This is a genomic window from Caballeronia choica (genome assembly GCF_001544535.1).
Lineage (GTDB): Bacteria > Pseudomonadota > Gammaproteobacteria > Burkholderiales > Burkholderiaceae > Caballeronia > Caballeronia choica.
In genome coordinates this window covers 1-807 of record NZ_FCON02000549.1, presented here as the reverse complement: position 1 = coordinate 807, position 807 = coordinate 1, and the positions used below count along the sequence as shown (strand labels likewise).

Genomic DNA, 807 nt, shown 5'->3' with positions numbered 1-807 from the left:
AAACCGACGCGGCCAGTCGCATTCGTGTCGAATCTGATCTGCAACTCCCCGTTAGACAGAACTTCCCATAAGGCACGTAACGGAGTGCACTCCGTTACGTGTCGGAACCGCCATTGCCCAAAGTGCCAGGCGAGCGCCGCACACCGGTGGCTCGAAGCACGTCAGGCCGATCTGCTGCCCGTGGAGTATTACCACGTGGTCTTCACGCTGCCCGCCGCGATCAGTGCGATCGCCTGGTACAACAAGGCGGTGATCTACGGCCTGCTGTTTGATGTAGCCGCCGAAACCCTGCGCACCATTGCCGCCGATCCCCGACATCTCGGCGCACAGATCGGCGCAACCCTGGTATTGCGCACGTGGGGCTCCGCACTCACGCACCAACGCCATCGAGCGGGCGCGCAGGTCGGCGGGCAACTCGCGGTTGCTCGGCTGCCCGCGCTTGCCAGAGACGAGCCCGGCCGGACCGCTCGATGCATAGCGCTGCGCCAGGCGGCTGATCTGGCGTTCGCACAGTCCGAGACGCGCTGCGGCGCCCACCATCGTCAGCCGATGTTCGCACACCGCCTCGATCACCTTGATGCGTTCGAGTTCCTGCATAGTCGCCGTGATGAAGCCACGCTCGTTCATGGTGAGCCCCTCGAAAACGCGTGCTGTCAGCGTGCGCTTCAAGGGACAAAACCCGACATTTCTAATGAGCTAAAACCCGACATTACTAAAAAGCTCTTACAGTCATGTCAAAGCCAGATACAGATGTCCGCTTTCCGGCCAAGTTGAAATGTCCGGTTTTACGGGGGTTTGGAAGTCTGT

General features: G+C 60.7%; 2 pseudogenes. One reads left to right on the top strand and one right to left on the bottom strand.

From position 1 onward, the window contains the following. Positions 1-420 (top strand): annotated as a pseudogene (locus tag AWB68_RS45645) (IS91 family transposase); the annotation flags it as partial. Between the two features lie 72 nt (positions 421-492). Here the strand turns inward: AWB68_RS45645 and AWB68_RS52025 are convergent. Continuing rightward, a pseudogene (locus AWB68_RS52025) lies at positions 493-540 on the bottom strand (hypothetical protein); the annotation flags it as partial. Between the last annotated feature and the right edge of the window lie 267 nt (positions 541-807).